At 70.7% G+C, this 25,005-nt stretch carries 17 protein-coding genes; 10 read left to right on the top strand and 7 right to left on the bottom strand.

What is annotated here, in order from left to right; translation table 11 throughout:
* Nucleotides 1-145: 145 nt before the first annotated feature.
* On the top strand, nucleotides 146-2,965 hold the full coding sequence (locus ACI3KX_RS08960; protein ID WP_404909474.1) for an FAD-binding and (Fe-S)-binding domain-containing protein: 2,820 nt from the start codon (nucleotides 146-148) through the stop codon (nucleotides 2,963-2,965).
* A 112-nt stretch (nucleotides 2,966-3,077) separates the two neighbouring features.
* Here ACI3KX_RS08960 and ACI3KX_RS08955 read toward each other — a convergent pair whose 3' ends face one another.
* From ACI3KX_RS08955 to ACI3KX_RS08945, 3 genes are all read right to left on the bottom strand, one after another.
* Nucleotides 3,078-4,085, bottom strand: a complete 1,008-nt coding sequence (locus ACI3KX_RS08955) for a LacI family DNA-binding transcriptional regulator (protein ID WP_404909456.1) — start codon at nucleotides 4,083-4,085, stop codon at nucleotides 3,078-3,080.
* Nucleotides 4,086-4,208: 123 nt separating this feature from the next.
* Entirely contained in the window at nucleotides 4,209-7,034 is a 2,826-nt protein-coding gene (locus tag ACI3KX_RS08950) for a family 78 glycoside hydrolase catalytic domain (protein WP_404909455.1), read from the bottom strand.
* Nucleotides 7,035-7,098: 64 nt separating this feature from the next.
* A complete protein-coding gene (locus ACI3KX_RS08945; protein WP_404909454.1) occupies nucleotides 7,099-9,786 on the bottom strand; it encodes a family 78 glycoside hydrolase catalytic domain in 2,688 nt (895 codons plus the stop codon).
* Nucleotides 9,787-10,051: 265 nt separating this feature from the next.
* Here ACI3KX_RS08945 and ACI3KX_RS08940 point away from each other — a divergent pair, with 265 nt between their 5' ends.
* The 3 genes from ACI3KX_RS08940 (at nucleotide 10,052) to ACI3KX_RS08930 (ending at nucleotide 13,271) form a co-directional block, all read left to right on the top strand.
* Nucleotides 10,052-11,359: an extracellular solute-binding protein gene (locus ACI3KX_RS08940; RefSeq protein WP_363355017.1), complete on the top strand. Its 1,308-nt coding sequence runs from the start codon at nucleotides 10,052-10,054 to the stop codon at nucleotides 11,357-11,359.
* Nucleotides 11,360-11,442: 83 nt separating this feature from the next.
* Nucleotides 11,443-12,360, top strand: a complete 918-nt coding sequence (locus tag ACI3KX_RS08935; protein WP_404909453.1) for a carbohydrate ABC transporter permease — start codon at nucleotides 11,443-11,445, stop codon at nucleotides 12,358-12,360.
* On the top strand, nucleotides 12,357-13,271 hold the full coding sequence (locus ACI3KX_RS08930) for a carbohydrate ABC transporter permease (protein ID WP_363355021.1): 915 nt from the start codon (nucleotides 12,357-12,359) through the stop codon (nucleotides 13,269-13,271). Before ACI3KX_RS08935 ends, ACI3KX_RS08930 begins: the two co-directional genes overlap by 4 nt.
* Nucleotides 13,272-13,283: 12 nt before the next feature.
* Here the strand turns inward: ACI3KX_RS08930 and ACI3KX_RS08925 are convergent, their stop codons facing one another.
* On the bottom strand, nucleotides 13,284-14,066 hold the full coding sequence (locus tag ACI3KX_RS08925; RefSeq protein ID WP_404909452.1) for a nucleotidyltransferase domain-containing protein: 783 nt from the start codon (nucleotides 14,064-14,066) through the stop codon (nucleotides 13,284-13,286).
* 182 nt (nucleotides 14,067-14,248) lie between these two features.
* Between ACI3KX_RS08925 and ACI3KX_RS08920 the strand changes: the two genes are divergently transcribed.
* The 6 genes from ACI3KX_RS08920 to ACI3KX_RS08895 all read left to right on the top strand — a co-directional run bounded on the left by ACI3KX_RS08920 (nucleotide 14,249) and on the right by ACI3KX_RS08895 (nucleotide 21,446).
* Complete coding sequence (locus tag ACI3KX_RS08920; protein WP_363355025.1) at nucleotides 14,249-14,665, top strand: L-rhamnose mutarotase; 417 nt, start codon at nucleotides 14,249-14,251, stop codon at nucleotides 14,663-14,665.
* On the top strand, nucleotides 14,662-15,828 hold the full coding sequence (gene rhaI / locus ACI3KX_RS08915) for an L-rhamnose isomerase (protein ID WP_404909451.1): 1,167 nt from the start codon (nucleotides 14,662-14,664) through the stop codon (nucleotides 15,826-15,828). Before ACI3KX_RS08920 ends, rhaI begins: the two co-directional genes overlap by 4 nt.
* A 150-nt stretch (nucleotides 15,829-15,978) precedes the next feature.
* Nucleotides 15,979-16,863: an alpha/beta hydrolase fold domain-containing protein gene (locus ACI3KX_RS08910; protein WP_363355029.1), complete on the top strand. Its 885-nt coding sequence runs from the start codon at nucleotides 15,979-15,981 to the stop codon at nucleotides 16,861-16,863.
* A gap of 32 nt (nucleotides 16,864-16,895) precedes the next feature.
* Nucleotides 16,896-18,932, top strand: coding sequence for a bifunctional aldolase/short-chain dehydrogenase (locus tag ACI3KX_RS08905; protein WP_363355031.1), 2,037 nt, complete (start codon nucleotides 16,896-16,898; stop codon nucleotides 18,930-18,932).
* A 109-nt stretch (nucleotides 18,933-19,041) separates the two neighbouring features.
* Nucleotides 19,042-20,460 (top strand): rhamnulokinase family protein, encoded by a 1,419-nt coding sequence (locus tag ACI3KX_RS08900; RefSeq protein ID WP_404909450.1) that lies wholly within the window; start codon nucleotides 19,042-19,044, stop codon nucleotides 20,458-20,460.
* On the top strand, nucleotides 20,457-21,446 hold the full coding sequence (locus ACI3KX_RS08895) for a serine hydrolase domain-containing protein (RefSeq protein ID WP_404909449.1): 990 nt from the start codon (nucleotides 20,457-20,459) through the stop codon (nucleotides 21,444-21,446). The genes ACI3KX_RS08900 and ACI3KX_RS08895 overlap by 4 nt, the downstream gene beginning before the upstream one ends.
* Before the next feature lie 119 nt (nucleotides 21,447-21,565).
* Here the strand turns inward: ACI3KX_RS08895 and ACI3KX_RS08890 are convergent, their stop codons facing one another.
* The 3 genes from ACI3KX_RS08890 to ACI3KX_RS08880 all read right to left on the bottom strand — a co-directional run bounded on the left by ACI3KX_RS08890 (nucleotide 21,566) and on the right by ACI3KX_RS08880 (nucleotide 24,917).
* Nucleotides 21,566-22,579, bottom strand: a complete 1,014-nt coding sequence (locus ACI3KX_RS08890; RefSeq protein WP_363355037.1) for a LacI family DNA-binding transcriptional regulator — start codon at nucleotides 22,577-22,579, stop codon at nucleotides 21,566-21,568.
* Between the two features lie 80 nt (nucleotides 22,580-22,659).
* On the bottom strand, nucleotides 22,660-24,042 hold the full coding sequence (locus tag ACI3KX_RS08885; protein ID WP_404909448.1) for a glycoside hydrolase family 3 C-terminal domain-containing protein: 1,383 nt from the start codon (nucleotides 24,040-24,042) through the stop codon (nucleotides 22,660-22,662).
* Complete coding sequence (locus ACI3KX_RS08880) at nucleotides 24,042-24,917, bottom strand: glycoside hydrolase family 3 N-terminal domain-containing protein (RefSeq protein ID WP_404909447.1); 876 nt, start codon at nucleotides 24,915-24,917, stop codon at nucleotides 24,042-24,044. The genes ACI3KX_RS08885 and ACI3KX_RS08880 overlap by 1 nt, the downstream gene beginning before the upstream one ends.
* Nucleotides 24,918-25,005: the final 88 nt, after the last annotated feature.

Raw genomic sequence — 25,005 nt, 5'->3', positions numbered from 1 at the left:
GAGTGTGCATATCCATTCTTGGTCGAATGCGATTGCAGTCTAACTCAGCGAGGAGTCCCCCGTGGCAAGAACCATCCCGCGCTCATCATCGAGGCGATCGGCGGCGACCGCTGCGGCGGAAGCGACCACGGCGGCGGCGACGACCCTGGCGCAGGCGGCGGTTCCCGGAGCCATCTCGCGCACGGTCGCAGAGCCGTCCCGCGTCAAGACCCGAGCGATCGATCGCGTGGCCTACGCCTCCGACGCGTCGCACTTCCTCCTCACTCCGCAGGCGGTGGTGGTCGCCGCCGACGCCGCCGAAGTCGGCGCCGTCATGCGCGCCGCGACCGAGAGCCGGTCACGGCTGACGTTCCGCTCCGGCGGCACGAGCCTGTCCGGCCAGGCGTCGACGGACGGGATCCTGGTCGACGTGCGCCAGCGCTTCCGCCGCATCGACGTCGAGAGCGGCGGGCAGCGCGTCCGCGTCCAGCCCGGCGCCACCGTGCGCCAGGTCAATGCCCGCCTCGCGCGGCACGGCTTCCGGCTCGGCCCCGACCCCGCGAGCGAGATCGCCTGCACGATCGGCGGCGTGGTGAGCAACAACTCCAGCGGCATGGCCTGCGGCATCACCGAGAACACGTATCGCACGCTCGAGTCCCTCGTCTTCGTGCTCCCCTCGGGCACCGTGGTCGACTCCGGAGCACCCGACGCCGACGCCGCGCTGCGGGCGGCAGAACCAGAGCTCGTGGAGCGGCTCATGCGACTGCGCGACCGGGTCGTGTCGAATCCGACGTCGGTCGAGATCATCCGGCGCCAGTTCGCGATGAAGAACACCATGGGGTACGCGGTCAACGCATTCCTCGACTTCGAGACGCCGGCCCAGCTGCTCGCACACCTCATCGTCGGCAGCGAGGGAACGCTGGCGTTCGTGGCCGAGGCGACCTACCGCACGGTTCCGATCCTGCCCCGGATGGCGACGGCGCTCACCGTCTTCCCCGACCTCGACGCGGCGACGCAGGCTCTGCCGGAGCTCGTCGCGACCGGCGCGGCCACGCTCGAGCTCATGGACGCGACATCCCTCCGCGTCGGCCAGTCGCTCGCCGGCGCACCGCGCGAGATCGCCGGCCTGACCGTGCGCTCGCAGGCCGCCCTGCTGGTGGAGTACCACGCGCACGACGACGAGGAGCTCGCCGTCCTCGTCGACCGCGGCTCCCGGGCGCTGGCCGCGCAGCCGCTCGAGGCGGCGGCCGCCTTCTCATCCGACGCCGTCGAGCGCGCCGCCGCGTGGAAGCTGCGCAAGGGCCTCTACGCCTCCGTCGCCGGTGCGCGTCCGACCGGCACCACCGCCCTGCTCGAAGACGTCGTGGTGCCCGTCGGGGGCCTCGCCGCCACCTGCGCGAGCCTGCAGACGCTCTTCGACCGGTACGCCTATCGCGACAGCGTGATCTTCGGGCATGCCAAGGACGGCAACATCCACTTCATGCTGACGGACCGCTTCGAGTCGCCGGATCAGCTCGCCCGGTACTCGGCGTTCACCGAAGACATGGTCGACCTCGTGCTCGACGCCGGCGGCAACCTCAAGGCCGAGCACGGCACCGGTCGCGTCATGGCGCCGTACGTGCGCCGCCAGTACGGCGATGAGCTGCACGACGTCATGCGCGAGCTCAAGGCGCTCTGCGACCCGAGCGGCATCCTGAACCCCGGCGTGATCATCGGCGACGACGCCGAGGCGCACCTGCGCGACATCAAGCTCGCCGACCCGATCGAGCCCGAGGCCGACCGCTGCGTCGAGTGCGGCTACTGCGAGCCCGTCTGCCCGAGCAAGGACCTGACCCTCACGCCCCGGCAGCGCATCGTCACGCGCCGCGCGATCGCGCGGGCCGAGGCATCCGGAGATCACGCACTCGTGGGCGAGCTCGAACGCGACTACGACTACGCCGGGATCGACACGTGCGCGGTGGACGGCATGTGCCAGACGGCCTGCCCGGTGCTGATCAACACCGGAAGCCTCGTCAAGCGACTGCGACGAGAGGATGCCGCCCCCGCGGCGAGCGCCGCCTGGAAGGGCGCCGCACCCGCCTGGGGCACCGCCACACGCGTCGCGAGCGCCGGGCTGACGCTCGCCGACCACCTCCCCGCCAGGATCGTCACCGCTGCGACGGACCTCGGCCGCGCCGTGCTGGGCGCCGACACCGTGCCGCGGTACTCCGGCGACCTGCCCGGCGGCGGCCGCTCGCGCTCGCGCCTCGGCGACAGCGTCGGCTCGGGCCATGGCGCACCCGTCGCCGTGTACCTGCCGGCCTGCGTCAACACGATGTTCGGCGCGGCAGGCGACGGCATCGGCGTGACCGAGGCCTTCCGCCGCCTGGCGGAGCGCGCGGGCGTGCGGCTCGCGGTGCCGGAGCACGTCGACTCCCTGTGCTGCAGCACGCCGTGGACGTCGAAGGGATACGCGGGCGGACGAGAGGTCATGGCCCGGCGAGTGGCCGCGTCGATCGCCGAGGCGTCACGCGGCGGCGAGCTGACGATCGTGACGGACGCCTCGAGCTGCACCGAGGGCTTCCTCCACCTGCTCGCCGACGCCGGCGTGGACGCCCGCGTCGAAGACGCCGTGGCGTTCGCCGAGCGCGTGATCCTCCCTCGCCTGGGCACCGTGACGCCGCGCGTCGGCACGCTCGCCCTGCACCCCACGTGCTCGTCGACCCAGCTCGGACTCGACCCGTCGCTGCGCCGGGTCGCCGGCGTCGTCGCGGCCGAGGTCGTCGTGCCGGACGCGTGGTCGTGCTGCGGCTTCGCCGGCGACCGCGGGATGCTGCATCCCGAGCTGACAGCGTCGGCCACGGCGCCCGAGGCGGCCGAGGTGCGAGCGCTCGACGCCGATGCGCACGCGTCGTGCAACCGCACATGCGAGCTGGGCATGACACGCGCGACCGGCGCCGACTACCGCCACGTGCTCGAGCTGCTGGAGGAGGCGACGCGCCCGTAGCCGGCGCGGGCTGACGCTTCGTCTCGCCGGCGCTCGCTCAGCGACCGGATAAGACGGACGGGCCGATGCTCGCTCAGCGACCGGCGGGACGGACTCGCCGGCGCGGGCCCGCTCAGCCGGCGGTGGACTCGCGGACCACGAGCTCGGGCTGGAAGCGCACGGTGCGGTCGTGGGCGCCCTCCGGATCCTCGATGTCCTTCAGCAGCAGGTCGACCGCCGTGTAGCCGATGAGGTGCGCGGGCTGTCGGATCGAACTGAGCGGCACGACGGTCGCCGAGGCGAAGTCGATGTCGTCGTAACCGATGAGCGCGATGTCGCGCGGCACCTGCAGGTCGCCCATGAGCGTGAACGCCTGCAGCGCACCGACCGCGAGCAGATCGTTCGCCGCGAACACGGCGTCGGGCCGGTCGGCCGCAGCGCGTCCTCGCAGCAGCTCGCCTGCCTCGCGTCCCTGCAGCACCGACAGCGCCGACATCTCGATGACCTCGAGCGTCGCACCCGGCACCTCGGCGACCGCCCGGCGGGCGCCTTCGAGCCGGTCGGCGACCTGCCGGAGCGAACGCGGGCCGCCGATGTACGCGATGCGCCGGCGACCGGTCGAGAGCAGGTGCGACACGGCCAGATAGCCGCCCTCGACGTCGTCGACCGAGACCGATCCGAACGCCCGCTCGGTGTCCTCGTGGTCGACCAGCACCACCGGCACGCCGCCGCGCTGCAGGCGCGCGAGCCGTTCGAGATCGCGGTCGACGGGCGTGACCAGCACGCCGTTCACCCGCTGCTCGCGGAAGAGCTCGAGGTAGGCGTCTTCGCGGTCCGACCGCTCGTCGCTGTTGCCGAGCAGCACGCTCATGCCCGACTCGGCGGCGCGATCCTCGGCGCCGCGGGCCACCTCGGCGAAGAACGGGTTGCCCGCGTCGAGGACGATGAGCGCGACGCTGCGGCTGCGTCCGGCGCGCAGCTGACGGGCCGCGTCGTTGCGCACGAAGCCGAGTTCCTCGATCGCCTGCGTGACGCGTTCGACGGTCGCCGGCGACACCTTCTCGGGGCGGTTGAGCACGTTCGAGACGGTGCCGACGGAGACGGACGCCGCAGCCGCGACATCCCGCACACTCACCACCATGGCACTCCCCGAACGACCTTCTGCTCTCCGCGAGTGTAGGGCACGGGCGCGCGGCAGCGCCCAGGGGTGTGGGGCGAGGCCCCCGTGGGCGGGGAAGCGGTCGCCCGCCTCCCCGGTCCGCACTCAGGCATCGACCCTCGCCCCCTCGCGTTTCGCCGACAGCTCGGCGAGGCGCTCGGCGATCTCGCGCTGCGTGTCGGGACCCGCGTGCATGAACAGCGCCTCGCCGAGCTCACGGCGCTCCGACCACTTGGTGTTCGTGCGGAACGCGTGAGCCGACTCGGGGTTCGCCGCCTCGAGCACCTCCCCGATCGCACGGTAGGCGTCGAGGTCGTCGATGACGGCGGCCAGGGTCGAGTCGAGATCGATGCGTGACGCGGCGGCCGGCGGCGCGGCATCCTCCATCTCCCACTGGTGGGTGCCCGAGCCGACCTCGAGCTCGCGCCCGTCGGGCAGCACGACGACCGCCGTCGTGTTGGGCGGGACGACCGCCTCGACGCGGACGACACCGTCGGCGCGGGTCCAGCCGGCGCGCGCGGTGCCGTACGGGGTGAGGTGCTCGGCCCACGCGTGATCGAACTCCGCGAGCGGGTGCGGCTGGATGCGCAGGCGGGCGTACCCGGGCGCGTCGGGGGCGAGACCGGCTACGACGCGGTGCAGCCAGTCGCCGATCGCGCCCAGCGCGTAGTGGTTGAACGACGTCATCTCGCCCGGGTTGATCGAGCCGTCCGGGAGCATGGAGTCCCAGCGCTCCCAGATGGTGGTCGCGCCCATCGTCACCGGGTACAGCCATGACGGGTTCTCGGTCTGTGTGAGCAGGCGCCGTGCCGTCTCGAGGTGACCGGTGCGGGTGAGGGCGTCCTGGATGATCGGCGTGCCGACGAACCCCGTGCCGATGCGGTACCCCGACAGCCGCGTGAGCTCGGCGAGCCGGGCGCCGAGCGTCTCCTGCTGGTCGGCGGGCGCGATGTCGAACACGATCGCCATCGCGTAGGCGGTCTGCGCGTCCGACATCATGCGTCCCGCGGGGGTCACGTACTCGGCCAGGAACGCGGTGCGCACCTCCTCGGCGATCTCCGCATACTGTCGCGCTTCGTCATCTCTGCCGAGGAGCGCCGCGGCGCGCGCCACGGCGTCGGCCGACCGGAAGAGGTACGCCGACGCCACGATGTCGCCATCCGTCTTGGCGTTGGCCGGAAGGTGCGGCGGCGCGTCGGGGTCGAGCCAGTCGCCGAACTGGAACATGCCCTCCCACAGGCGGCGCGGGCCGGCGAGGTCGATGAGCACGTCCGCCCATCCCTTCATGCTCGAGTACTGGCGCTCGACGGTCGCGACGTCGGCGTAGCGCTCGTGGAGCACCCACGGCACGACGGTGGCGGCATCTCCCCACGCGGCGGCGGGACGCGCGACGCCGAGCGCGTTCGGCACGACGAAGGGCACGACACCGTCGACCTGCTCGATCGCGAGGTCCCGCAGCCACGAGTCGAGGAACCCGCGCACGTCGTACAGGAACGACGCCGTCGGCGCGAACACCTGGATGTCACCCGTCCAGCCCAGCCGCTCGTCGCGCTGCGGGCAGTCGGTCGGCAGATACAGGAAGTTGCCGCGCAGACCCCACACGATGTTCTCGTGCAGCTGGTTGACGAGGGGATCGGATGCCTCGAACCAGCCGGTGCGCTCCATGTCGCTGTGGATCACGACCGCGGTGACGTCCGCCGGGTCGAACTCGCCCGGCCAGCCCTCGACCTCCGCGTAGCGGAAGCCGTGGAACGTGAACTCGGGCTCCCACTCCTCGAGGCCCTCGCCCGACAGGATGTAGTGGTCGGTCGCAGCGGCGGCGCGCAGCGGTCGCGTGCCGAGCTCGCCGTGCTCGAGCACCTCGGCGTGACGCAGCGTGAGCTCGGTGCCCGCGGGACCCGACACCCGCAGCCGCAGCCGGCCGACCAAGTTCTGTCCGAAGTCGAGGACCGTCCGGCCGGCCGGCGTCGTGATGACCTGCTGGACGCTCAGCTCTTCGATGCGTCGCACGAACGGCGATACCCGCGCTTCGGGCGTGTGGATCGGCTCCTGTTCGGCGGCCGCCTCCCAGCCCTCGGCGGCGAAACCCGCCTCGGCGAAGCCGCGGCCATCGCCGTCGACGAGCGCCGAGCGGGCGTCGTAGTCCTCGCCCGCGTAGAGCCCGCTGGCGGTGATGGGGCCGGTCGACGCCTGCCACGAGGCATCCGTCACCACCCACTCGCTCGATCCGTCGGCGTACTCGACGAGCAGCTGCGCGGCGAACCTCGGCTGGTCGCCGTAGAGCGGCCGCGCACTGTCGCGGAACCCGAAGCGCTCGGTCGCCCAGGCTCCGGCCAGCCGCACGCCGATCGCGTTGCGCCCCTCCGCGATGAGGGCGGTGACGTCGGTCGTCTCGTGGATCGTCCGCTGCTCGTACGGCGTCCAGCCCGGCTTCATCACCTGGTCGTCGACGTCGATGCCGCCGATCGCCACCTGGTACACGCCGACGGCGGTCGCGTAGAGCGTGGCGCGGGTGACCGCACCGATCGCCTCGAACTCGGTGCGGAGGTACGCGGGCTGCGCCGTCTCGGACGGCGAGGCGAGTCCGATGGTCGCGGCCTGCCACTCGTCATCGCCGAGGAAGCCCGCGACGACGCGGCGGGGCGCGCTCCACGCACCTTCCACGCCGTCTTCGCCGGTCACGCGCACGCGCAGCGACACCTGCTCGCGCGGCGTCAGCGGAGTGAAGGGCCAGGCGATGCGCGTGGACGCTCGCCCGTCGATGCGGTGGGTCGACAGGTCGCCGTCACGTGTGATCTCGATGCCGGCGACCGCCTGCAGCCAGTCCGGCGTCGTGGTCTCGGTGCGCCAGCCGAGCTCGGGGGCGGGCGACGCGACGACGTCGCTGCCGTGCGGTGCGTCGATGACGATGTGCGGAACGGGGCTGCTCATGGCACTCCTCTGGGGGATGGTCGGTGTGGTGGGGTTTGTCTGGGTGCGCTGACGGATGCCGGGATCAGGCCGGTACGACGGCGCCGGATGCCGCGACCGCGGGTGCGGTGACGACGATGCGGTGCGTGCCGTGGCGGAGCTCGGCGGGCGCCGGGGCCTCGCCGACAGTGGCGGTCGATTGCGCCGTGACGGGGAGATCGAGCAGGGCCCGCGTGCCGAACGGCACCTCGAGCGTGGCTTCGAACACCCCGCCGTCGACGCGCCAGTCGATCGCCAGGCGACCCTGCGGGGTGTCGATCGACGCCGACGCGTGCGACAGCCCCACCGCTGGCCGCGGAGCGACGTGCACGGTGCGATACCCGGGGTCGTCGGCATCCGGAGCGAGTCCTGCCACGGTGCGGTAGACCCAGTCGATCATCGCGCCGTACGCGTAGTGGTTGAACGACAGCATGCCGGTCTCGTCCTCGGAGGCGTCCTCGGTGGGGAGTGCGTCCATTGCGCCGGAGTGGATGCTGCCGTCCGGGAGGATCGCATCCCACCGCTCCCACACCGTCGTCGCGCCGCGGTCGACCTGGTACAGCCACGACGGCGCCTCGCGCCGCAGCAGCATGAGGTACGCCTCGTCGAGGTGGCCGCTGCGCGACAGCGCGAAGAGCACGAGCGGGGTGCCGAGGAAGCCCGTGGCGATGCGGCCGTTCTCACGGCGGACGTTCTCGGCGAGGCCGTCGGCGATCTCGGCCCGGCGTGCGGTCGGCGCGAGTCCGAATTCGAGGGCGATCGCGGCACCGCTCTGCGTGAGGACCGCCTCTTCACCCCAGCGCTCGAAGGTGGTGGCGGCGACGCGGTCGGCGAGCGCGTCGTACTCCGCGGCACTGTCCGCGTCTCCGAGGATCCGCTCCGCGCGGGCGAGGAGACGAGCCGAGTGCGCGTAGAACGCGTTCGACACGAAGTCGCTCGAGACCTTCGCCTCCCACGGCCGGTCGCCGGGCGCATCGGGGTCGAGCCAGTCGCCGAACTGGAAGTCGCCGGTCGGCAGCACGACGCCGTCGCCGGCGCGGCGGCGGAGGTGCTCCACCCAGCGCCGCATGCTGCTCCGCTGTCGCGCGAGCACCTCCGTCGATCCGTATGACTCGTACACCGCGAGCGGCACGATGGTCGCGGCATCCGCCCATCCCGCACGGCCCATGTTCTCGGTCGGCACGCCGCCCATCAGCATGTCCTGCGGACGGATGATGTCGGGCACGACCGCCGGCACGCCGCCGGAGTCGGTCTGGTCGATCTCGAGGTCGCGCAGCCACGACATCCAGAACGCCTCGGCGTCCATGAGCGTGTTCGCCGTCGCGGCGAACGCCTGGGCGTCACCGGTCCAGCCGAGGCGCTCGTCGCGCTGCGGGCAGTCGGTCGGAACCGAGACGAAGTTGTCGCGCTGCGACCAGAAGACGTTCGAGTGGAAGCGGTCGAGCGCCTCGTGCGATGAGGAGAACGTGCTGCGGGGAGCGAGGTCGCTCGAGATGGCGACGGCGGTCGCCGAGACGACCTCGGCGCCCTCGACGTCGGCGTAGCGGAAGCCGTGGAAGGTGAACGCCGGCTCGAGCGTGTGCTCGCCGTCGCGGTCCAGGGTGTAGACGTCGGTGGCCTTCGCCGACCGCAGGGCCTTCACGTGCAGGTCGCCCGAAGGCTCGAGCACCTCCGCGTGGCGCACGGTCACGACATCGCCGGCGTGGCCGCGGACGGTCAGCCGCACCCAGCCCGACACGTTCTGCCCGCCGTCGAGGCGCGTGCGTCCGTCGTGCGCGGAGGCTTGCATGGGCAGCTCGGCGACGACACGCACGGGCGGTGCGGACCGCGGCTCGAACCGTGCCGGGTCGATGTCGATGACGGATGCCGCGCACCAGCCGTCCGCGGCGAACCCGGGCTCGTGAACGGCGGGGTCGTCGAGGCGCAGGTCGGTCACGGTGCCGTCGTAGATGCCGGCGCTGCGCACGGCTCCGAAGCCGGCCCGCCACGTGGCATCCGTCTTCGCCACGATCTCACCGTCGGCCTCGAGCTGCGCGAGGGCGCCGGTGCGGTCGCCGTAGATGGCCTGGCGCCGAGCGAAGCCGAAGCTGCCGCGGTACCAGCCGTCGGCGACCGCGAGCACGACGACGTTCGTCCCCTCACGCAGCAGCGGGGTGACGTCGATCGTGTCGACGAGGATGCGCTCCTGGTACGAGGTCCAGCCCGGTGTGAGCAGCGCATCGGTGGCGCGCACGCCGTTGATCCACGCGTCGACGAGGCCGAGGGCGCTGAGGCGCAGGCGCGCCGACGCGGGCACGCGATCGAGGGCGAACTCGGTCCGCATCAGCGGGACGGGTCCTTCGGCGGTCGTGTCGGTGCCGATGACGGCCGCCTCGAGGTCGGCGCCCTCGACGCCGGCCTCGACCACGAGCGGTTCGCTCCACGCGGTCCAGCCGGTCGTCGTCGCGACCCGCACCGCGAAGGCGCGGCGCTCGCGCGGCGCGAGCGCTCCGGGGATCGCGACGCCCGCGGTGCGGGTGGATGCGACCGGCTCCGATGGGACGAGCTCGGCACCCTCGGGACCCTCCGCGAGCTGGTAGCCCTCGATCCGGGCACCGGCGTCGTCGGTCTCGGCGCGCCAGCTCACACGCAGGCTTGCACGGGGCACACCGAGGAGGCCGGGGCCGTGCTGCGTGCGGAGTGCGACGACGCGCGTCGCGGCATCCGCTGCCGAGGGAGAGGGAAGAGCCGCCATGGCTGTGTCCTTTCGTCGGTCGGCCGCATCGCCGACCCGCTCCACCATCGTGAAACGATTCATGGTTCTTGTCAATCGAAGTGTAGACCGTTACACGATCGTGACGCTCCAGTTCGGAATCCACTGTTGACCCCGCCGCGGAACGGACGTACCTTACGAGGGTTGAATGGTTTCAATGCTCGAGGCATCGAGATCCACTCGGCGAAGCACCAGGGAATCCGGCAACGTGGGCGGACCATCCGCTCAGCTTTACAAGGAGGTAAAGATGAAGAGCTCCCCGACCAGGAAAGTGCTCCTCGCAGGCGCGGGCATCGTCGCACTGGCCCTGCCGCTGGCCGCGTGCAGTGGTGACGGCGGATCCGACGACGGGACGGTCGAGATCACGTATCTCACCCAGAACGCCGAAGCCAACGTCACTGCGGCGGAAGCGCTCATCGAGGCGTTCGAAGAGGAGAACCCCGACATCTCGGTCAAACTCGAGACGCAGCCCGCGGGCACCGAGGGCGACAACCTGATGAAGACCAAGCTGGCCACCGGCGAGATGGAGGACGTCTTCCACTACAACTCGGGCTCGCTCTTCCAGGCCCTCAACCCCGACCAGAACCTCGTCCCGCTCGACGACCAGGACTGGCCAGGCGACCTCATCGACACCATGACCGCCGTGGTCTCGACCGACAACGGCGTGTACGGGGCGCCCTGGGGCGCGACCCAGGCCGGCGCCGTCGTCTACAACAAGGCGATCTACGCCGAGCTCGGCCTCGAGATCCCGACCACATGGGACGAGTTCGCCGCGAACAACGAAGCGATCAAGGCCGCCGGCATCACCCCGGTCATCCAGACCTACGGCGACACGTGGACGAGCCAGCTGTTCGTGCTCGGCGACTTCGGCAACGTGCTGGCGGCGGACCCCGACTGGGCCGAGGAGTACACGGCAGGCAACCGCAAGTACGTCGACGAGCCGGCGCTGGAAGGCTTCGCCAACCAGCAGGCGGGCTTCGACGCCGGCTGGTGGAACGAGGACTTCGGCTCCGCGCTGTTCGATGATGGCGCCCGCATGATCGCGACCGGCGAGGGAGCGCACTACCCGATCCTGACCGGCATCGTCTCGACCATCGCACAGAACAACCCCGACGAGCTCGAAGACGTCGGCGTCTTCCCGCTGCCCGCACAGGACGCGGCCGACACGAAGCTGACCGTCTGGCTCCCGAACGCGATCTACATCCCGAAGACGACCGAGGGCGACAAGCTCGAGGCCGCGAAGAAGTTCGTCGCATTCACGCAGACCGAAGCCGGTTGCGAGGTCCAGAACACCGCGATGGTGCCCAGCGGTCCTTACGCGAACGCGTGCGTCCTGCCCGACGACGTGCCGGGCCTCCTCAAGGACATGCAGGTGTACTTCGACGAGGGCAACACCAACCCGGCTCTCGAGTTCCTCTCCCCGATCAAGGGACCGAACCTCGAGAACATCACGGTGCAGGTCGGCTCGGGCATCAGCACGGCTGAGGCCGGCGCCGCCCTCTACGACGAGGATGTCGTCAAGCAGGCTCAGCAGCTCGGACTCGAAGGCTGGTGACCCGGACGCGAGTCTGAACAGCATCCGATTCGGGGGTCGCGTCGTCCGCGGCGCGGCCCCCCTTTCACATCAATGGAGATGACATGACGACGCTAGTCCCCGCGCGGAAAGACACCGCCGCGCCTCCGCCGCACACGCGGCGCTCGATGAGGAGCATGTACCCGCTCTGGTTCTATATCCCGGCGGGGATCCTCTTCATCGTCCTCTTCGCCGTCCCGACGTTCGCGTCGTTCTACTTCAGCCTCACGCGCTGGTCCCTCTTCGACGTCGAGTTCATCGGCTTCCAGAACTTCGTGACCTTCTTCACGGAGCCGATGCTCTATCAGAGCCTGATCAACACCTTCATCTACGGCTTCATCACCTCCGGCCTGAAGGTCGTCCTCGGCCTCGCCCTCGCCCTGCTGCTGACGGGCTCGATCCTCGGTCGCGGGTACCTCCGCGCCACGATCTTCTTCCCCGTGCTCGTGTCGACGATCGGCGTCGGCATCACGTTCAAGGTGCTGATGGATCCGTTCGACGGGCTCATCAACAAGTCGCTCGCCGCGATCGGCATCCAGGGCCCCGCGTGGCTCACCGACCCCTCGCTCGCGCTGTACTCCGTCTCACTCGTCGACGTCTGGCAGGGCGTCGGCATCGCAACGCTCATCTACATCGCCGGCATCGTCGCCATCCCCCAGGAGTACTTCGAGGCCGCCCGCGTCGACGGCGCCGGGGCGTGGAAGGTCTTCCGCAACATCACGCTGCCGCTCGTCACGCCGGCGACGGGCACCGTCGTGCTGCTCTCGCTCATCGGCGGCCTGAGATCGTTCGAGCTGATCTGGGCGATGACCCGAGGCGGCCCCGGGTTCTCGAGCGACGTGATCGCGTCGGTGATCTACAAGCAGTACCAGGCGGGCTTCTACGGCCTGTCGACGGCGGGCAACGTGGTGCTCTTCGTCATCGTCACGGCCATCGTCGTGCCGATCTTCTACTTCATCAACCGTCGGCAGGTGGAATCATGACCGTCACGCGCACCATCACGACCGCGGACGCCCGCGCGGTCCGCCGCGCCGCACGCGAGGATCGTCGACCGCTCACGCTCCGGAGGTTCCTGCGCAAGTACGTCGTGGGCGTCATCGCGATCGTCCTGTCGATCATCGTCTTCATCGTCCCGTTCGCGTTCATCTTCCTCACCGCCGCGAAGAACCCGCAGGAGGCCTCGCTCTTCGAGTTCACGCTGCCTCAGCAGGGCTGGTACCTGTGGGAGAACTTCCTGGCGGTGCTCCAGACGCGGGACTACATCATCCTGCGCGCATTCTTCAACAGCACGGTGCTGACGGTCGTGAGCGTCGCGATCATGGTGGTCTTCTCGGCCGCGGTCGGCTATGTGCTGCAGCGGCGGAAGTCCCGCTGGAACGCCATCGTCTACTTCCTCGTCTTCGCCGGGCTCATCGTCCCGCCGGCGGTGGTGCCGACGATCTGGGTGCTGCAGGGTCTCGGTCTCTTCAAGACGATGCCGGGCATGATCCTCATCGAGGCGGCCTTCGGCCTCTCGTTCTGCATCCTGCTCTTCCGCGCGTTCGTCTCGACGATCCCGCGCGAGCTCGACGAAGCGGCGATCATCGACGGAGCCGGACCCATGCGGCTGTTCTTCTCGGTCGTGATGCCGCTGCTTCGCCCGGTGATGATCACGATCATCGTCGTTCAGGCGGTGCGCGTGTTCAACGACTTCACCGGCCCGTTGTACTTCCTGCCCGGAGATGCCAACGCGACGGTGCAGCTCACGCTCTACAACTTCCAGAGCCAGAACCTCAGTCAGTGGAACCTGCTGTTCATGGACATCCTGCTCATCACGATCCCGCCGCTGATCATGTACATCTTCTTCAACCGGCAGATCGTCGCGGGGCTGACCAGCGGAGCGGTCAAGGGGTGATGCGCCGTGCGTTCACCAGAACTCCGCGGGGACGGTCCCGCGGAGCCAGGCGAGCTCGTTGTCGCGGATGAACGTCGACAGCGCCTCGTCGGGGGTGAGACCGTCGCCCAGCCACTCGTCGAGGATGCGCAGCAGCTCGCGGCCCGACTCGATGTCGGGGTCGTCGACCACCTGACTCCAGCTGTCGACGAAACCTTCGGGGGTGGGCACCGAGCGCACGAGCTGGGAGATGTACTTCGGGCCGGGAAGCATGACGTGGTTCGCGGCGAGGGTCGCCCGCGCGGCGGCCAGGGCGAGGTGCAGTCCGGCGTGGCGGCGGAGGAATCCGTCGCCGCGCTCGACCGCCTGACGAAGGAAGTAGCCGCCGTACAGGCGCGCCTGCGCGACGTGGGACCTCACGCGCTCCTCCCACACGTCGTCGGGCAGCGTCGCGATCCGGGCCACCGTCTCGTCGAGGCCCGGCAGGACGCTCCACGCGATGCGCGCACCGACGAACGACGCGCGGGTCGGGTCGTCCGCCTTCTCGACGGCGGTGGCGAGGTACGACGGACTCGCGAGCTTGATGTCGATGTACGAGCCGGCATAGTCGAGGTCCCGGCGATCGACCCAGGCGAAGCGGCCACGCGCGGTCTCAGCGGCGAAGCGGTCGTCGTCGACGACGAGGTACACGTCGACGTCGGAGTCTGCCCGCTCCCTCCCCTGCGCGACGGAGCCGACGAGCACGACGCCGAGCGCGCCCTGTTCGCCCTTCACCGAGTCCACGTAGGCGGCGAGCGCCCGTTCCTGCTGCAGCATCCGTGCTCCTTCGCGTCGAATCGGCTCCCACGCTATCGACACCCGGGCGGCCGGCGCGTACCATGCGACGGGAAGCGTTTTCCCATTTGCGGAATCGGTATTGAGCGTTTATCGTTGAAACGATTCATCCACGCGATGAGTCATCCCCGCACTTTCGACATCGGCAGAGGAGCGCCCCGCGCATGACAAGCACCACTGCGACGACGCGTGTCTGCTTCCAGCTGCGGATACGTTCTGAGCTGCTCGACGAGTACATCGCCCGGCACACTCCGGTGTGGCCCGAGATGCTCGCCGAGATCGCCGCCGCCGGCCGCCGCAACTACTCGCTCTTCCTCGGCGAGGGCGGGCAGCTGATCGGGTACTACGAGACCGACGACGACGCGGCCGCACAGGCCTATCTCGCGAACTCCGAGGTCGCCGCCCGCTGGGAAGCCGAGATGGGCCGTTTCTTCGTCGGTCTCGACGGACGCCCTGACCAGGCGGCGACGCCGCTGACCGAGGTCTTCAACCTGCACGACCAGCTCGCCGCCGCTCGAGGCGCGACGACCGAGCACTCCTCCCCTACCGACCCCACCCACGAAGAAGGCACCGCATCATGACGACGCTGTCACCCGACATCCTGTCCGCGCTCGAAGGCCAGGGCATCGAGCTTCCCAGCTGGGCGTTCGGCAACTCCGGCACGCGCTTCCGCGTCTTCACGACCGCCGGCACGCCGCGCGACCCGTACGAGAAGATCGCCGACGCCGCGCAGGTCAACGCCTATACGAAGCTCGCCCCGAGCGTCGCCCTGCACATCCCGTGGGACAAGGTCGACGACTACGCCGACCTGCGCCGCCACGCCGAAGACCTCGGTGTGAGCCTGGGCACCATCAACTCCAACACCTTCCAGGACGAGGACTACAAGTTCGGGGCGCTCACGCACCACGACGACCGCATCCGCAGCAAGGCGATCGACCACCACCTCGAGTGCATCGACATCATGGATGCCACCGGCTCGCGCGACCTGAAGATCTGGCTCGCCGAGGGGTCGAACTACCCGGGGCAGGCCGACATCCGTGCGCGTCAGGACCGCCTGCAGGACTCGCTGCAGAAGATCTACGACCGCCTGTCGGACGAGCAGCGGCTCGTGCTCGAGTACAAGTTCTTCGAGCCGGCGTTCTACCACACCGACGTTCCGGACTGGGGCACGTCCTACGCGCAGGTCGCCTCGCTCGGCGACAAGGCGATGGTCTGCCTCGACACCGGCCACCATGCGCCGGGCACCAACATCGAGTTCATCGTCATGCAGCTGCTGCGCCTCGGGAAGCTCGGCTCGTTCGACTTCAACTCGCGCTTCTACGCCGACGACGACCTCATCGTGGGCGCCGCCGATCCGTTCCAGCTGTTCCGCATCATCTTCGAGGTGGTGCGCGGCGGTGGGCTCAACAACCCGGACGTGGCGTTCATGCTCGACCAGTGCCACAACGTCGAGGACAAGATCCCCGGCCAGATCCGCTCGGTGCTGAACGTGCAGGAGATGACCGCCCGCGCCCTCCTCGTCGACCGCGACGCCCTCGCCGCGGCGCAGCAGGCGAACGACGTGCTCGGTGCCAACGCCGTGTTCATGGACGCCTTCTACACCGACGTCCGGCCCGCCCTCGCCGAGTGGCGCGAGTCGCGCGGACTCGCGGCCGACCCGATGGCCGCGTACGCGGCATCCGGCTACCAGCAGCAGATCGCTGCGGACCGCGTCGGTGGCACGCAGGCCGGCTGGGGCGCCTGACGTCCTCAGCACCCATTGGGGCTACGCCCCAAACCCGCGGCCGCTGACGCGGACCAAGACCCACCGGGGGTGCGGGATGCCGATCCCCGCTCCCCCGGTGCACCACCTCGATCCCGGCACCGATGCCGGGCCCGGACCCGAAGGATCCAGATGAGCGAGCCCTACTCCGCCGCCGACGGCCTCGTGCGCGTCTACCCCGCGCGCGAGCCCCACGGCACCGGCCTGGTGTGGGCGCACGGAGGTGCGTTCGCGTTCGGCGACCTCGACATGCCCGAGTCCGACTGGGTCGCCGGGCAGCTCGCGGCCCGCGGCACGACGGTCGTCTCGGTCGACTACCGCCTCGCGCCCGTTCCGGAGGGGTGGGATGCCGCCGGCCGGTCCGGTGGCGGAGACCACTACCCCGCGGCATCCGACGACATGCTCACGGCGTGGGCGTGGGTCGTCGACAATGCCGACCGCCTGCGCATCGACCGCGAGCGGCTGGCGATCGGCGGAACCAGCGCCGGCGGCAACCTCGCCGCCGGGGCGACGCTCCGGCTCGTCGAGCAGCGGTCGATGCCGCGTCCCGCGCTCGTTCTGCTCGCCTACCCCACGCTGCTGGCGGTGCAGCCGGCGCCGGATGTCGCGCTCCGTGCCGCGCTGGATGCGCAGCCCGCGGCCGACCGGTTCCGCCCGGAGATGATCCGGGCGATGTACGAGAACTTCCTGGGCGGTCCGATCGACGACGCGCCGCTCGCGGCGATTCCCGGGAACGCCCGCCCCGACGACCTCGTGGAGTTCCCGCCCACGCTCATGATCAACGGCGACGTCGACGAGCTCCGCGTCTCGGGTGAGGCGTTCGCCGCGTCGCTGCGCGCCGCCGGGCGCCCGATCGAGGTCGTCACCGAGCCGGGCACCGATCACGGGCATCTCAACCGGCCGCAGGAGCCCGCGGCATCCGTCACCCTCGGCCGCTTCGCGACCCGCCTCGCCTCCCTGTCCCTCACCGGCGCCCGCCCCGCCGCACCCACCTCCGCTCCGGCCTCACTCGCCTGAGCCACACCAGCCACCTCAGAAGGAATCCCGACATGACCAACCCGGCCGTCTCCGACCTCATCACCCGGTCCAATCGCCTCGGCGCCGACCCGAAGAACACGAACTACGCCGGCGGCAACACGTCGGCGAAGGGCACCGAGACCGACCCGGTCACGGGCGAGCCCGTCGAGCTGCTGTGGGTCAAGGGCTCGGGCGGAGACCTCGGCACCCTGAAGGAGTCGGGGCTCGCGGTGCTGCGCCTGGACCGCATGCGCGCGCTCGTGAACGTCTACCCCGGCGTCGACCGCGAGGACGAGATGGTCGCCGCGTTCGACTACTGCCTGCACGGCAAGGGCGGCGCCGCGCCGTCGATCGACACCGCGATGCACGGCCTCGTCGATGCCGCGCACGTCGATCACCTGCACCCCGATTCAGGCATCGCGATCGCGACCGCCGCCGACGGCGAGGAGCTCACCGCGAAGGTCTTCGGCGAGAAGGTGGTGTGGGTGCCGTGGCGCCGCCCCGGCTTCCAGCTGGGCCTGGACATCGCCGACATCAAGGCGAAGAACCCGCAGGCGATCGGCTGCATCCTCGGCGGCCACGGCATCACGGCGTGGGGCGACACCTCCGACGAGGCCGAGCAGAACTCGCTCTGGATCATCGAGACCGCCGCCGCCTACATCGCCGAGCACGGCAAGGCCGACCCCTTCGGCGGCGTCCGCGCGGGCTTCGAGGCGCTGCCCGAGACCGAGCGCCGGGCCAAGGCCGCCGCGCTCGCGCCCACGATCCGAGGCCTCGCGTCGACCGACAAGCCGATGGTGGGCCACTTCACCGACGCGCCCGAGGTCCTGGACTTCCTCGCGTCCGAGAAGGCGCCCACCCTCGCCGCGCTCGGCACCAGCTGCCCCGACCACTTCCTGCGCACCAAGGTCAAGCCGCTCATCCTCGACCTGCCGTCCGACGCGTCGGTCGAGGACTCCATCGCGCGCCTCGCAGAGCTGCACGAGGCGTACCGCGCCGACTACCAGGCGTACTACGACGCGCACGCGACCGCCGAGAGCCCCGCGATCCGCGGCGCCGACCCGCTGATCGTGCTGATCCCGGGTGTCGGCATGTTCTCGTACGGCGCGAACAAGCAGACCGCCCGGGTCGCCGGCGAGTTCTACGTCAACGCCATCAACGTGATGCGCGGCGCCGAGGCGCTGTCGACCTACTCCCCCATCTCCGACGCCGAGAAGTTCCGCATCGAGTACTGGGCGCTCGAAGAGGCGAAGCTGCAGCGCATGCCGAAGCCCAAGACGCACCAGGGCCGCATCGCGCTCGTCACGGGCGCGGCATCCGGCATCGGCAAGGCCATCGCAACCCGCCTCGCCGCCGAGGGCGCGTGCGTCGTGATCGCCGACCTCGACCTCGAGAAGGCGCAGGCCGCTGCGGCCGAGCTCGGCAACACGGATGTCGCCATCGGCGTCGCCGCGAACGTCGCCGACGCCGACGCGATCCAGGCCGCCTTCGACGCGGCCGTGCTCGCATTCGGCGGGGTCGACCTCGTCGTCAACAACGCCGGACTGTCGCTGTCGAAGCCGCTGCTGGAGACCACCGAGAAGGACTGGGACCTGCAGCACGACGTGATGGCCAAGGGCTCGTTCCTCGTCTCGAAGGCCGCTGCGAAGATCCTCATCGAGCAGAAGCTCGGCGGCGACGTGATCTACATCTCGTCGAAGAATTCCGTCTTCGCCGGCCCGAACAACATCGCGTACTCGGCGACCAAGGCCGACCAGGCGCATCAGGTGCGCCTGCTCGCGGTCGAGCTCGGCGAGCACGGCGTGCGCGTCAACGGCATCAACCCCGACGGCGTCGTGCGCGGCTCGGGCATCTTCGCCGCCGGCTGGGGCGCGAACCGCGCCGCCACCTACGGCGTCAAGGAAGAGGACCTCGGCCAGTACTACGCGAACCGCACCATCCTCAAGCGCGAGGTCGTGCCCGAGAACGTCGCCGACGCGGTATTCGTGCTGACCGGCCCCGAGCTCAGCCGCACGACGGGCCTGCACATCCCGGTCGACTCCGGCGTCGCCGCCGCGTTCCTCCGATGACAGCGCGTTCGGGGCGTTTCGTCTCGCTCGTTCCTCGCTCGCTCAACGACCGCGACCGGATCCCGGTCGTTGAGCGAGCGAAGCGAGTCGAAACGCAAGGAGACCCATCATGACCGGCGGGATCGTCGCGGCCGTCGACCTGGGTGCGACCAGCGGGCGCGTCATGCTCGGGTACGTGGGCGACGGGATGCTGCGCCTCGAGCAGGTCGCCCGGTTCCCGAACGGTCCCGTCCCCGGCCCCGACGGCGGGCTGCACTGGGACTTCACGGCGCTGTACCGCCACATCCTCGACGGGCTCGCGGAGGCGTTCCGGCGCGAGCCGGGCATCGCGAGCATCGGCATCGACTCGTGGGCGGTCGACTACGGGCTCGTGCACGGCGACGAGCTGCTCGGCGAGCCGTTCCACTACCGCGACGAGCGCACCGCCCGCGGGGTCGAGATCGTCCACCGCGATGCCCCGTTCGAGGAGCTCTACCGCCGCAACGGCCTGCAGTTCCTCCCCTTCAACACGCTGTACCAGTACGCCGTGGAGCCCGCGCTGGCCGATGCGGAGGCATCGCTGCTCATCCCCGACCTCGTCGCGTTCCTCCTCACCGGGACCCGCGTGGCCGAGCGCACGAATGCCTCGACCACCGGGCTGGTCGATGTCCGCACCGGCGAATGGGATCTCGAGCTCGCGGCACGACTCGGCATTCCGGCATCCGTCCTGCCGCCGCTCGTCGACCCGGGCGCCGTGCTCGGCACCCTCCACGGCGAGGCTCGCGAGCGCATCGGCGCACCTCTCGAGGTGATCGCGGTCGGCTCGCACGACACGGCTTCCGCGGTGGTGGCGGTGCCGCTCAGCACCCCTGACGCCGCCTACATCTCGTGCGGCACCTGGGGCCTGGTCGGCGTCGAGCTCGACGAGCCCGTCGTGAGCGACGCCGCCCGCGAGGCGAACTTCACGAACGAGGGCGGCGTCGACGGGCGCGTCCGGTTCCTGCACAACGTGACGGGGCTGTGGCTGCTGAGCGAGGCCGTCCGCACGTGGGAGGCCGAGGACGGCGCAACGGTCGATCTTCCGGCATTGCTGGATGCCGCGGCCGCCGTCACCGGTGACATCCCGCTGTTCGACGCCGACGATCCGCGCCTGTCGGCACCGGGCGACATGCCCGCCCGCGTCGCAGCCGTCCTCGACGAGGCCGGCGCAACGGTGCCGGCGACCCGGGAGGCGTTCGCGCGGACGATCGTGGAGAGCATCGCGCAGGCGTTCGCCGACGCCGTCGCCACCGCCGCCCGGCTCACCGGCCGCGACATCGATGTCATCCACGTCGTCGGCGGCGGAGCGCTCAACCGGCTGCTCTGCCAGGCGACCGCCGACCGCTCGGGGCTTCCCGTGCTGGCGGGACCGGTCGAGGCGACCGCGCTCGGCAACGTCCTCGTGCAGGCGCGCGCGCACGGCTGGTTCGGCCCCGACGCCTCCCTGGAGGATCTGCGGCGCGTTGTAGCGGCATCCGTGTCTCCCGAGCGGTACGAGCCGCGCGCGTGAGCGGCTACGGGGCGGCGTTCGACTGGGCGCGGCGTCATGTCGAGGCGGGGCGTCTGCCGACCGCCGTGCTCGGAGTCGCGACAGCGGACGGGGTCGTCGCGCTCGACGCGTTCGGGACCACCGACGGCCGGCCGGCACGGGCAGACGACCCGTACTGGCTGTTCTCCATCACGAAGGTGCTGACGGGCCTGACGGCCGCGCGCGCGATCGAGCGCGGGCTGCTCACCACCGAGACGCCGCTCGCCGCAGCCGTTCCCGAGTTCGCGAGCGGGCGTGAGGACGTGGTGCGCCTGCGTCACCTCGTGAGCCACACCTCCGGCATCCGGGAGCCGACGCTCGACCCGGCAGCGGGACTTCACGCCGCGCTGCGCGCGCCCGGACGCGACTTCGCCGCCGGCGCCGCCTCGCGGTACTCGACCGTGGCGTTCCAGGGCATCGCCGAACTGGTACGGCACGCGACCGGTCAGGACTGGGATGCCGACATCGCGACGTGGGCTCCTGATCTCGGCGCGAACGGGTTCACGCTGGATCCCTCCGTCGACCCGCACACCGTGGTCGACGCGGAGCGTCTCGGGCTCGACATGCGCGGATTCGCGAGCCACCGCAATCCCGGGGCCGGCATGATCGGCACGGCCGCCGACCTGCTCGCCGTCGGGTCGGCGCTGCTGCGCATCGGGCAGGGCGAGGCCGGAGGCATCGTGCAGCCGGCCACGCTCACGATGATGCGCCGCCCTCTCACCGGCGACATCCCGCGGCTCGAGCCCTACCCCGCCGAGCGCGGGCAGGACTGGGGCTTCACGTTCAACCTCCGCACGCGCGCACCCGGCCTCATCGATCGCGACGTGTTCGGCCATGCCGGATGGGCGGGCACCGAGTTCTGGGTGCACCCCACCGCGGATGTCTCCTACGTGCTGCTCACGAACGCGGCCGAACGGCCCGGCGTCGATGTCGACGAGCTCGACAACGCGGTGGTGGCGGGCGTCTGACAGCGCCGCGACGCCGGCCGTCGCGTGACGGTGTCCCGGACCGGCAGGATGGCGTCTGGCGTCGCCCGACGGCGGCCGGCCCGACGCGACGCGACGCGACGCGACGCGACGCGACGGCGTCAGGCTGGCGGCGCGCCTGTGGAGGTGCGCACCTTCAGCTCGACGTCGAAGATCTCGCGCGCAGCCTCCGTGCGTCCCGCGAAGCGCTCCAGGAGCATCTGCACCGCTCGCGCGCCCATCGCCTCGCCCGGCTGGTGCACCGTCGTGAGACCCAGGGCGGGGTGCGACGCCATCGGCACGTCGTCGTAGCCGACCACGGCGAGAGGCACCCCCGCCTCCGCGGCGGCGCGCATCGCCCCGAACGCGAGCTCATCATGGGCGGCGAACACGGCGGTCACCGGGGTGCCCGCTTCGAGTATGCGACGGACCACGCCGTACGAAGGGGTCTCGCCCTCGTCGGTGCGCCACACCACGGCGTTCCCGCCGAGCCCCGCGGCCGCCATCTCCGCCTCGTACTCGCGCAGCCGCACGCCGTGCGGGAACGGCTCGTGCGCGCCGGACTCCTGGAGGGTCAGATGAGCGATGTGCTGATGCCCCAGCGCGAGCAGGTGCCGCATCGCAGCCTTCGCCCCCGACGCATCGTCGCCAGCGACGACGTCGTAGCGGTCGGACGTGTCGTGCCGGCCGAACATGACGACAGGGACGGAGGCGGAGATGCGCTCGAGGCCCGCCTCGTCCACACGGGGCGACACGGCGATGACGCCGTCGACCTGGCGGTCGACGAGCGCCTCCAGTGCGCGCAGGCCCTCGCGCGAGCCGGCCTCGGCGGGGGCGATGATGAGCTGGTACGGCGTTCCCTCGAGAGCGCGGGTCGCTCCGCGCGCGATGCGCGCGAAGAAGTGGTTGGCAAGATCCGGAAGCTCGATGCCCAGCGTGTAGGTGCGTCCGCGCATCGCGCGGGCGGCGATCCGCGGGCGATAGTTCAGCTGCGTCATGGCGGCCGTCACGCGCTCGCGCATGGCGTCGCTCACGCCGTAGGCATCGCGCAGCACCTTCGACACCGCCGCCCGCGACACTCCGGCCACCTGCGCGACGTCTTCGATGGTCGCCGCACGCGGTCGCTCGACACTCATGACACGAGGGTAGTGGCGGCCGGCGCAGCGACGCCGGATGAGGCGGCACGCGCCGCCACCACCCCATCCGGCGCCATGGGCTACTTCACCGAGAAGGACGCCTCGGCGTCGGCGCTGACCGACCCGCCGACCGTCACCGTGTAGGTGCCGGGCGCGGTCGTCCAGGCCGATGCCGCAGTGTCCCAGTACTCGAGCAGGTGCATGTCGGCGAGGTCCTCGGCCGACAGCGTCACCTGCACGTTCCGGTGCTCGCCGGGCTCGAGCGTCACCCGCTCCCAGCCGATCAGGCGTTTCGAGGGCTCACCCGAGGCGTCCGGCAGCTCGAGGTAGACCTGTGCGACCTCGGTGCCGGCCACATCGCCGGTGTTGGTGAGCTTGAACCGCACCCGGATCTCCTTGTCTCCGGTGGTCGACTTCGGCGTCACCGTCACCTTGTCGTAGGCGAACTCGGTGTAGCTCAGGCCGTGCCCGAACTCGAACAGCGGCTCGATGCCTTCGGCCTCGTACCAGCGGTAGCCGACCTCCAGCCCCTCGCTGTAGTCGACCTGCCGGATGCCGGACGCGTCGAGCACCCCCGGATACTGCGCCTCGGAGCCGGCGGTCGGCGTGTCGGCGAGCGAGACGGGGAACGTCATCGGCAGCTTGCCCGACGGGTTCGCATCGCCGTACACGAGCGCCGCGAGCGCCGGGCCGAACTGCTCTCCCGAGTGCCATGCGTGCAGCACCGCGTCGACGTCGGCGATCCACGGCATCTCGACGGCGGAGCCTGCGTTGAGCACTGCCACCGTGGCGGGAGCGGATGCCGCGACCGCCTCGATCAGCTGATCGCCGTTGCCGTCCAGCCGGAGGTCGGGCAGGTCCTGACTCTCGCCCATGGTGTAGTGGCCGAACACGATCGCCACATCCGCGGCGGATGCCACCGCCGCGGCCTGCGTGAGGTCGGCTCCGTTGTCGTACACGACCTCTCCGCCGGCCTGCGTCACGCGCTCGGCGAGAGCGGTGAGCGGGTCGACGAGCGCGGTGCAGTTCAGCACCGGCCCACCGGGTCCGAACGGGAAGTCCCAGCCGCAGCCGGTCTGCGCGCTGACGTCCCCGGTGGGGACGCTCGACGCCGTCTGTCCGATGACGGCGACGGTGAGCTCCCCCTCGGCGAGAGGCAGCACCCCGTCGTTCTTGAGCAGCACCGTGCTCTGCTCGGCGATCTCGCGGGCGAGCGCCTTGTGCTCCGGCGTGGAGACGTTCGCGACGGGTGTCGCAGGCACCGGGTGATCGAACAGGCCTCCTGCGATGTAGGAGCGCACTACGCGGAAGGCGGCTTCGTCGATCCGCTCCTGCGTGATCTCACCCGCGGCGAGCGCGGTGTCCAGACGCGCGGGCGTGAACCAGCGCGGCCGGTTCAGCTCCTGATCGAGGCCCGCGTTCAGCGACGGAGCGGTCGAGTGCACCGACCCGAAGTCGCTCATCACGTAGCCCTGGAACGGATAGTCCTCGCGCAGGCTCGTCGTGAGGATCTCGTTCTCGCACGCCCACGCGCGTTGACCTGGTTGTACGAGCACATCAGGCTGCCGGGATCGCTCTTGCGCACCGCGATCTCGTACGGCAGGTCGTAGATCTGCTTGAACGTGCGCTCGTCGATGTTCGACGAGCTGGACTGCCGCGCGAGCTCCTGCTCGTTCGCCACGTAGTGCTTGAGGTTCGCGATCACCGGCTTGTCCGGGTTCCCGTCCTCCAGACCGCGCACGTTCGCGGCCGCCATGAGACCGGAGAGCACCGGATCCTCGCCGAAGTACTCCGAGCCCCGGCCGGACAGCGGTGTGCGGCCCGACGCGATGCCCGGTCCGAGGACGACCGCGCTGCGCTTGTCGAAGGACTCGCTGCCGTGCGCGATCGCCTTCTGCTCGCCGAGCTCGAGGTTCCATGTCGCGGCGACCGCGATCGGCCCCGGCCACGCGGTCGTCCCCGCCGATTGATAGACGCCGTCCGGTCCGTTGGCGTAGATGACGACCGGCGTACAGGCCACCTGTGCGGGGTACACGACCGGCTCTTCGCCGGTGAACCCGGGGTTCCACGTCGTACGAGCGGGGTCGTTCGCCGGCTGCTCGACCAGCCAGCGATACTTCTGATGCTGCGAGCTCGCGTCGAGCAGCGCCTGGGCGCGTTCGTCCGCGGTCTTCGAGTTATCCATCCAGGGCACGGTGCTGCAATCCACCGCGGCGGCCGGTGCGGCGACCGCGATCACCGTCCCCGTGCTCACCAGCGTGGCGCCCAGCAGCACCGCGATCGCACGTCGCCGCCCGCGCATCCGGCGCGGCTGTCGGTCGTTCTCGGACAACGTCATCGTCGTTCCTCTCCGTCGAGGAGCGATCCGTAGACCGCTCTACATATGTAGACCGCTCTACGGTGGCACGCCGCATCCGTGAACGTCA

It is taken from the genome of Microbacterium sp. ZW CA_36 (assembly GCF_044987475.1).
Taxonomy (GTDB): Bacteria; Actinomycetota; Actinomycetes; order Actinomycetales; family Microbacteriaceae; genus Microbacterium.
The sequence above is the reverse complement of the archived record's forward strand: the minus strand, read 5'-3'. Positions and strand labels throughout refer to the sequence as shown.

Coding starts and splice junctions, on each gene's coding strand:
- ACI3KX_RS08920 (WP_363355025.1), top strand. CDS start 14,249: ATGACAAGCACCACTGCGACGACGCGTGTCTGCTTCCAGCTGCGGATA.
- ACI3KX_RS08905 (WP_363355031.1), top strand. CDS start 16,896: ATGACCAACCCGGCCGTCTCCGACCTCATCACCCGGTCCAATCGCCTC.
- rhaI (WP_404909451.1), top strand. CDS start 14,662: ATGACGACGCTGTCACCCGACATCCTGTCCGCGCTCGAAGGCCAGGGC.
- ACI3KX_RS08940 (WP_363355017.1), top strand. CDS start 10,052: ATGAAGAGCTCCCCGACCAGGAAAGTGCTCCTCGCAGGCGCGGGCATC.
- ACI3KX_RS08900 (WP_404909450.1), top strand. CDS start 19,042: ATGACCGGCGGGATCGTCGCGGCCGTCGACCTGGGTGCGACCAGCGGG.
- ACI3KX_RS08885 (WP_404909448.1), bottom strand. CDS start 24,042: ATGAGCGACTTCGGGTCGGTGCACTCGACCGCTCCGTCGCTGAACGCG.
- ACI3KX_RS08890 (WP_363355037.1), bottom strand. CDS start 22,579: ATGAGTGTCGAGCGACCGCGTGCGGCGACCATCGAAGACGTCGCGCAG.
- ACI3KX_RS08910 (WP_363355029.1), top strand. CDS start 15,979: ATGAGCGAGCCCTACTCCGCCGCCGACGGCCTCGTGCGCGTCTACCCC.
- ACI3KX_RS08880 (WP_404909447.1), bottom strand. CDS start 24,917: ATGACGTTGTCCGAGAACGACCGACAGCCGCGCCGGATGCGCGGGCGG.
- ACI3KX_RS08950 (WP_404909455.1), bottom strand. CDS start 7,034: ATGAGCAGCCCCGTTCCGCACATCGTCATCGACGCACCGCACGGCAGC.
- ACI3KX_RS08935 (WP_404909453.1), top strand. CDS start 11,443: ATGACGACGCTAGTCCCCGCGCGGAAAGACACCGCCGCGCCTCCGCCG.
- ACI3KX_RS08925 (WP_404909452.1), bottom strand. CDS start 14,066: ATGCTGCAGCAGGAACGGGCGCTCGCCGCCTACGTGGACTCGGTGAAG.
- ACI3KX_RS08930 (WP_363355021.1), top strand. CDS start 12,357: ATGACCGTCACGCGCACCATCACGACCGCGGACGCCCGCGCGGTCCGC.
- ACI3KX_RS08955 (WP_404909456.1), bottom strand. CDS start 4,085: ATGGTGGTGAGTGTGCGGGATGTCGCGGCTGCGGCGTCCGTCTCCGTC.
- ACI3KX_RS08945 (WP_404909454.1), bottom strand. CDS start 9,786: ATGGCGGCTCTTCCCTCTCCCTCGGCAGCGGATGCCGCGACGCGCGTC.